Source organism: Streptomyces sp. URMC 123, from assembly GCF_051386515.1.
GTDB lineage: Bacteria > Actinomycetota > Actinomycetes > Streptomycetales > Streptomycetaceae > Streptomyces.
This window is the reverse complement of the sequence record NZ_JBPQTV010000310.1, coordinates 1-7,661: the sequence shown is the minus strand read 5'-3', so window position 1 is coordinate 7,661 and position 7,661 is coordinate 1. Positions and strand designations below refer to the sequence as shown.

Here is a 7,661-nt window from a genome sequence, read left to right as displayed (position 1 = left end):
CCTCCGCTGCGCTCCAGCCACCCTCCCACCCGCGCCTGACTCCACATCACCCACCGCACCACAGGGCGCGCCACGCTCCGCGCGGCCCACCCACGGGCCTGCGGCCCGAGCAGCAAAGGGAGGAGGGGGTGACGGGCCGTCGGAAGAAGGGCAGGCCGCAGCGGTGAGCGATGGGGTGAGGTGACCGGTCGTCAGGCTGCTTTCAGAGGGGTGGCCATAAGGCAACAATAACAGTATTCAGCCACGTTCGAGGAAGTTTCCGAGTTCCGGATGCTTCACTTTGCATACCGCGATAGACTCTGGACTCAGATAGCAGCACCACTGAGGGAGCAGGGCGGGTTTCCGATCACGCTCCCCCGCTACTGGTCCGAGGCTGCGACCCGGTTCCGGTGAGATTCACCGTAGCCGATCGCTCGCCCTCTACGTGCAGGTTTCCCGTTTCCTGCCGCGTGATGCAACAGGCGCGGCCCGCAGGGTAAGGCAAATCGGAATGGCAGTGAAGGAACTCCGTCCCCACCAGCGCGAAGCCGTGGACGCAGTGCTGCGCGCCCTCGAATTGCCTGCAAGTTCTATTGTGCCTCCGCGAGGGCTCCGGACTCAGGTGATCATGGCGACCGGAACCGGCAAGACCCTCGTGGCCACCCGCAGCGCCGAGGAGCTCCGTGCGGGCCGCGTGCTGGTGCTCGTTCCCTCTCTCGATCTGCTCGCCCAGACCGAGGCCGCGTGGCGTGAGGGGGGCCGCACAGGCCCGATGATCGGGGTGTCCTCCCTGCGGGGTGAGGAGGTGTCCTTCCCCAACACCACGGACGTGGAGGAGCTGGTCGACTGGGTGCGGCCGTTCGACAAGGTCACGGTGTTCGCCACGTACGCCTCGTTGGGGCTGGGCACGCTGGAGCGGGCGCACAAGGCCGGCCTTCCGGGGTGGGACCTGATCGTGGTCGATGAGGCGCACAGGTGTTCGGGGCTGATCGGGAAGCCGTGGGCGGTCGTCCACGACAACACCCGCATCCCGTCCCTGCGGCGCCTCTACATGACGGCCACGCCCCGGCTGTGGCAGTTGGACGAGGACTCCGAGGGGGCGCCGGGCGAGCTGGTGGCGAGCATGGAGGACGATCCGGACGGCCCGTTCGGCAGCAGGGCGTACACCCTGACGCTGTCGGAGGCGATCGACCGGGGAATTTGTGCTCCTTACCAGGTGGTGTGCGTGGACATCACCGACACCCAGCTCCAGGCCGCGCAGCTCCTGGGCGCGGAAGGCCGCTCGGACCAGGTGCGCGGGGCGCGGCTCGCAGCCCTCCAGACCGCCCTGGTGAAGGCGTCGGCCGAGGAGGGCTTCCGCCGGACGCTGGTCTTTCACCACCAGGTGCGCGAGGCCGAGGCTTTCGCGGCCGGCCTCCCCGACGTCGCCGCGCAGTTGCACGCCGCCGACCCCGAGCTGTACCCCAAGACGATCTGGGCCGACTGGCTCTGCGGCGACCACAAGCCCAACCACCGGCGGCGAGTCCTCGGGGAGTTCGCCGACGGGATCGCCACGGACGGCACCGTCGTGGAGAAGGGCTACCTGGGGTCCGTGAAGGTCCTGGGTGAAGGCGTCGACACCCGCAACTGCGACTCCGTCTACTGGGCGGATGTGCGCGGCTCCATGCCGGATCTCGTCCAGGCGGTGGGCCGCGCGCTGCGCATGCAGCCCGGCGAGGGCAAGGTCGCCTCCCTCGTGGTGCCCGTGTTGCTTGGGCCCGGAGAGACGGCGGACAACATGCTCACCTCCCGGGCGTTCGGCGGGCTGGCGAAGCTGCTGGAAGCGCTCAGGGCACACGACACCCGCGTCGTGGAGGCTCTGGCACAGCAGCAGGCGCCAAGCCGTGTCAGGGGCGTCCAGAGCCGCGGGGAGGGCCAGGAGAGCCGGGGCGAGGGGGAAGGGCCCGGACCGTCGGCGCCCGCGCGGTCGCTGCTGAAGTTCTCCACGCCCCGCGACCCGGCCGCCCTCGCCGCGTTCATCAACCTGCGCGTCCTCCACCCCGAGCACGAGCACTGGCGGCGCGGCGTCGAGGCCGCCGTCATCTACAGCCGACTGCACGGCGACCTCCGCGTGCCCTTCACGTACCGCGTGCCCGCCAAGGGCCATCCGGAGGCGGAGGTCGAGGGGTGGCCGGCCTCGCTCGCGGGGTTCCCGCTGGGGCAGTGGATCGCCGACGCCCGCCGCTTCTACGCCCGCGGCGACATGGACTACGACCGCGTCGAACAGCTGGAGAAGCTCGGCATGGTGTGGTCCCACTTCGACGTCGCCTGGGAGGAAGGACTCGCCGCCGCGCGCGGATGGGCCACCGAACACGGCCACCTCCTGGCCCCGCTGGACGCCACCTACCAGGGTCACCGGGTGGGCATCTGGCTGAAGAATGCCCGCGCCGCCGCCCGCAAGGCGCAGGCGCTCGAGCAGCGGCGCGCGGAGGGACTGCCGGTGGAGTCGTCGGCCGGGGCGCTGTCTGAGGAGCGGCGCGAGCAACTGGAGGACATCGACCCCTCCTGGTGCCCGGCCTGGCCCGTGGAGTGGCAGCGTGCCTTCCACCTGGTCCGGCTGCACCTGGAGGCCGGCGGCGAACTGCCGACCGAGCCCGGCGATGTCGTGCACCAGGGCGAGGACCTCGGCCAGTGGGTGCGGGCGCAGCGGCTCGGCTTCGACAAGCTCACCAGCGTGCAGCAGTGGATGTGCGAGCACATCCTCGGCCTCGAACCCGCGACCGCGGACGAGAAGCCCACGCCGCGCCGCACGCAGGCCGACAAATGGGCCATGAACTACGCGGCCGCCAAGCAGTTCTTCGAACGCGAGGGACACCTGCGCGTGCCGAGGAAGCACGTCGAGACGATCGTCGTCGGTGGCGATCAGAGGGGCGGCAGCGGCGAGGACCGGGAGGTTCGGGAGCTTCGGCTTGGTGCATGGATCGGGAACCAGCGCTCGCGGGCCGCGACGCTGTCTCCGGAGCGGGTGGAGCAGCTGTCTGCCATCGGGATGCGGTGGACGTAGCGGCGTACGGAGGGGCCGCGAGTCCGGGCAGGGGCATCCCCCTGGCCGCCCCGGGTCAGCAAGCGATGCCGGCCCTGCGCCATGCCGCCAGGACTTCGTCGCGCGCTGCCCCTGATTCCGGGCTGGCTTTTGAGTTCAGCACAAGGTGGGTCACCAACGTGCGGGCAGCGGGCAGGTCGAGACTGAGCACCGCGAGGACTCTCTCCACAGCGCCGATCAGGCCGCGCAGGTAGATGCCGTGGACACCGTCGAGGTAGTACGACAGCAGGCCGGCCAGGCGTTCGCCGTCGTCGTCACCCTCGGCGGCTTGGACGAGTGCCGCGTGGCAGGCCCACACCGCCTCCAGGGCGAAGGCAGGCAGGCACAGGGCCCGCACGTTCTCCGGGCGGTAGTCAGTGGTCACGACGCAATCGCTGACCAACTCGGCGGCGACCTGCCACGTCAAAGCCGGCGCCAAATAGCGGCTGTCGTCGAGACAACGCGCGGCGGCTGCCCCCACGATCTCCAGGACTTCGCCGACCACCCGGGCGTCGGTGTTCCAGGCGAGGCCGGAGGGAAGCAAGACAGGACGATCAGGGCCGGCGTGAGAGCTGCTCATGGGGGGAGGTCTGCCCAGAGTGCCTGCCGGTGACGCCCCCGTGAAGTTCACCCGGGCTCGCGCTGGGCGGCAGCGGCGACGAGGAGCAGACGTACGCCGAAGCAGGGTGCAACACGGGATGCACCACGCAACACAGGGCCGCATCGCACAACGTTTACGCAGGTCAGCACTGCAACGCGCTGCGTGTTGCAACACCGTGTTGCACCCGGTGCTCGGATGGCCGGGGCCTTCAGGTCGCCGTCGCCCGCCGCCCGCGTTCGTAGGCCACCTGGATGAGCGAGCGCCACTACCCCGGTGTCGGGAGCACAGCGCCTCTAGCGTGCGGGCCATGGACATCACCCGGATGCCGGACCCGCTGCGGCGGGCGGTGCACCAGCTGGTCTGCGAGGCGGTCGAGAAGTGTCAGGAGGTGCTGCGGTACACCGAGCCCGACCAGGCGCATAGCTGGGAGCGGATGACGCTGTACCGGACCACGGACGCCTCCGACACACTGGACAAGGCGGCCCTGCTGATCGCCGCCTACTGCCAGCGCACCGGCATGGCCATGGGCCCCCTCGCGTCGTACCTCCAGACCGGGCAGCAGCGCAGCCGGGCGGCGGGGCCAGGGAATGCCGAGCGGGCGCACCTGGCCGGCCTGCTCGGAGAGAGAGCTCCCGAAGCTGGCGGTGACAGCGCGCGCTACGGGTGGGGGCAGCGCACCGCTGAGCACGCGCGGGAGGCGGAGGACGACCCGCAAGAGCTGTTCACCGCGGCAGTTCTGCACGGGTTGACGGCCCGGCTGTGCGACGACGTCGATGCGCTGGACCACTACCTGCCACCACACGTCGCGGAGCTGGCGCGGAAGGTCGCCGGGGTGCTGGAGATGCCACGCCCGGCCCGCGTGACAGTGAGGCCACGGCGGCGGCGAGCGGTGCGTCTGTGAACCGGGTGCCCTGAACCGTCACGGCTCCCCGGGGCCCGTGACGTACGACGGCGCTCACCCGGTGTCGCTGTGGGGCGAGCGCCGCTCTTCGTGGGGATGTGGCGCGCCCTGTCGAAGCGGCTGCCGCGCGAGGTGTTCGTCGTGTTCGACCGGCCGAGCGGGGAGTGCCCGACGGACGCCTCCGTGCACACCGACCGAGGCGTTGGCCTCGGCCCGAGCGCTCGCCGCGCCCGCGCACGACTCGCCCAAGCCGTCGCGCGGACACGGTCGCCGCCCTTTTGGCCGGCGGGCTCGCTCAGCTCAATCCGGAGCGCGCGGAGGTTCTCGCCATCGTCCCGCTCTCGAGGCCGCCCTGCTGGAGCGTGCCGAGCAGGCCAGCGCCGGACCCAGGCTCAGCGGGAGGGCCGGGACAGGGGGCGGCGCGGGGCGAGCTGCGCATGTTGGGTGGTCACGACAGCGAGCGGTGACCAGCTGGCTCAGACAGCGAGGGGTTGGCCCGAATAGCCGTGGTGGGTTGGCAGGGCCCGTTCGAGCCAGGCCGGTTCAGCCCCCGCTGCGACGAGCCGTCCGTACGCCCTGGAGGCGTCGTAGCCGGCCTTTTGCCGCCGGAAGTGGATCACGATACTTCCGTGGTCGCCCTGCGGGTCGAGGGTGAACCAGCAGGAGCGCTCGGCTCCCCCGTCGCAGTCACAGGGCTTGCAGGCGCATGAGTCCCGCGTCACCGCCAGGTCCATCCCCCATTTCGGGTGCGCCAGGTGATCGATGACCGCGTCGTGGTCGAGGGGGACGCCGTGCTCGTAGCGCAGTTCGAACTTCCATCCCAAGCCGTGCTGCCAGTATCGGACGCAGAACGGCTTCGTCACCGTATGGAAGAGGGCGATTCGGCGCAGCAGGCCGCTGGCGACCCAGGCCGCCTCTGCTCGCTCTTGCCACCAGGTGGTGTGCTCGGCCAGGTAGGCCAGTTCCGGCCGGGTCAGCTCAGGTGTGTTCCAGAGCGGGTCGTGGTGCTTCTCGCGGCACCAGGCGTGGAGGTCGGCCACGATCGAGTGCCATTGCTTCGGGGTCGGTCCGGTGAGGGTGGCGTGGGCATCGGTTCCGGCGAGGCCGAGATGGAGGCCGGCTGCGTCGATGCCGCGGAGACGGACACCGACGATGCCGCTCGGCTCCTCTAGCTGTTCATCGGTGCCGGTGTACTGGGTGGGCAGGAGAGCTGCGAGGCAGTGCTCGGGCAGCCGGTGGCTCGGACCGAGCTTCGGGTCAAGGGCTACGGCCAGGTGGTCGGTTGCCGGGCGGACGTGTGCGACGCCGGCGGGATGGGCGCAGTAGTCGATTGTGCCGCCCAGACGCTCGAAAACGGCGGCCTCCAGGCGGGACTGGTCGGGGCCTGCGTCCGGTACTGGGTGGTGGCTGTCGGCTCTGAGCTGCTGGAGGCTGGCCTGGTGGCCGATGCCGGTGCAGTGGGAGCGGTAGCGGGCTTTTTGCGTGAGAGCGCTTCCGTGACTCATCTCCATCCTGATCCGCGCACCGTCCGACCCCCGGCGCGCTACAGGCTGGTGTGGAGCATGATGGTCTGCGGCGCTGGGTGTTCTCGGGGCGGGGCCTGGCTCCTTCACGCCCACAGCGAATATGGCGGCGCCGGGTCGGACGGCGTGCCTGCCGGGCGATGGCCTACCTGAAAGGCCGCCGAACAGCCTGACGTAGTTCTCGGATTGCAGGGTGCGTACGCGCCGGAGGACGCAGGGAATACCACCCGATCGGGCGAGTCTGCGGGTGGAGTTTTCAGACACGGCTCCTTGTCGGTGAAGCCGCCACGAAGGACGAGGCAGTGCGTGTCATCACGCCCTGCCCGGCCGGCCGACGGCGACCGCTAAGGGGGCTTCCCCCCAACTCGGCGGGCCGCAGGCGTCAGCCACTGGAGGCCCGCACGCCTTCCCCGAACCTCGGCATGTCGGCCACCGAGACATCCAGGCGCAGTCGGACGTAGCGCAGTGGGTGGCGCCACACGCCGCCGCGGTCGATCGCGGTGTCGGCCTCAATTTCGGCCACCAGTTTCGGGACGACCAGGGTGACATCGAGAGCCTCGTGGCTGCCCCACGCGGCGATGAACCGCGCACCGGACCACGGATGGTCGGCGCCGGCGGGGCGGAGGTGTTCGGCGAGCTGGCGGGCGGCGGCCTGCTTGAGCGGGACGGTGCGGCCGACCGGGCGCAGCCGGCCGGTGTCGTCGTAGCGGCCCAGGACGAGGATGTGGGGGCGGGCGAGGGTGCCGGTGATGCCGCCGATGATCGCTTCGGTGGTGTGGCGGCGGCGGATCTTGAACCATCTCCTGGACCCGGGGAGGTAGCGCTGCGATCTCCCCTTGACCACCAGACCTTCGACCCCGGGGACGTCGGTCCAGGACGTCAGCCACTCCTGGGCGAGCATGGGGTCGCTCGTCATGGGGCACAGCGTCCAGGGCGGCGCCAGCTCGTGCTCGGTGAAGAGGTTCTCCAACGTGGCGCGGCGGTGTTCGTACGGCGCGGTGAGCAGTTCCTGGCCGTCGATCTGGAGGATGTCGAAGGCGACGAAGTGGGCCGGCAGCGCCTCCGCGAGCTGCGCGACGGAGCGGGCCCGAGCGGAAGCGCGGCGCTGCAGCGCCTCGAAGGACAACCGCCCCTCGTGCCATACGAGCAGTTCGCCGTCGAGGACCAGCCCGTGCGGCAGCTGGCGCGCCGCAGCGACCAGATCGGGGAACTGCCGCTGGAGCAGCGAGCCGCGCCGCGACTGCAACAGCACCGTGCCGCCCGGCCCGGCGGGGGTGAACAGCAGCGCCCGGTAGCCATCCAGCTTGGCCTCGTAGGCGAGCCCTCCGGGCAAGGCGCCGGGGCCGGGGAGGGTGTCGCGGGCCTGGGCGAGCATCGGCTCCACCGGCGGGCGCAGCACCACCGCACCACCGCCTCCTCCGACCGGCCCCCGGGCACCCTTCGATGTGCCGGGAACTCCGACGCCCCTTCCATGGCCGCGGGCGCCCGCCGGACGCCCGGTACGCCCGTGAGCCCGGACAGCCGGGCCGTTCGCCGGCTGTCTGGCGACGGCTTGCCGGGGCCCGCGCCGTCGGGGAGCGGCGCGAGCCCCGGCAG

General features: G+C 71.1%; 5 protein-coding genes. 2 read left to right on the top strand and 3 right to left on the bottom strand.

Annotated elements, in window-relative coordinates; genetic code table 11:
• Window positions 1-490 precede the first annotated feature (490 nt).
• Window positions 491-3,022 (top strand): Helicase associated domain protein, encoded by a 2,532-nt coding sequence (locus ACSNOD_RS25730; RefSeq protein ID WP_436769439.1) that lies wholly within the window; start codon window positions 491-493, stop codon window positions 3,020-3,022.
• A gap of 55 nt (window positions 3,023-3,077) precedes the next feature.
• Here the strand turns inward: ACSNOD_RS25730 and ACSNOD_RS25725 are convergent, their stop codons facing one another.
• Window positions 3,078-3,620, bottom strand: coding sequence for a hypothetical protein (locus tag ACSNOD_RS25725; RefSeq protein WP_436769438.1), 543 nt, complete (start codon window positions 3,618-3,620; stop codon window positions 3,078-3,080).
• Between the two features lie 328 nt (window positions 3,621-3,948).
• Between ACSNOD_RS25725 and ACSNOD_RS25720 the strand changes: the two genes are divergently transcribed.
• A complete protein-coding gene (locus tag ACSNOD_RS25720) occupies window positions 3,949-4,542 on the top strand; it encodes a hypothetical protein (RefSeq protein WP_436769437.1) in 594 nt (197 codons plus the stop codon).
• Window positions 4,543-5,018: 476 nt separating this feature from the next.
• On the opposite strand, the gene ACSNOD_RS25715 is transcribed toward ACSNOD_RS25720, so the two are convergent.
• Complete coding sequence (locus tag ACSNOD_RS25715; protein ID WP_436769436.1) at window positions 5,019-6,047, bottom strand: hypothetical protein; 1,029 nt, start codon at window positions 6,045-6,047, stop codon at window positions 5,019-5,021.
• A gap of 400 nt (window positions 6,048-6,447) precedes the next feature.
• The gene (locus tag ACSNOD_RS25710; RefSeq protein WP_436769435.1) at window positions 6,448-7,467 is read right to left on the bottom strand and encodes an ATP-dependent DNA ligase; all 1,020 of its coding nucleotides are present in this window, start codon (window positions 7,465-7,467) and stop codon (window positions 6,448-6,450) included.
• Window positions 7,468-7,661 lie beyond the last annotated feature (194 nt).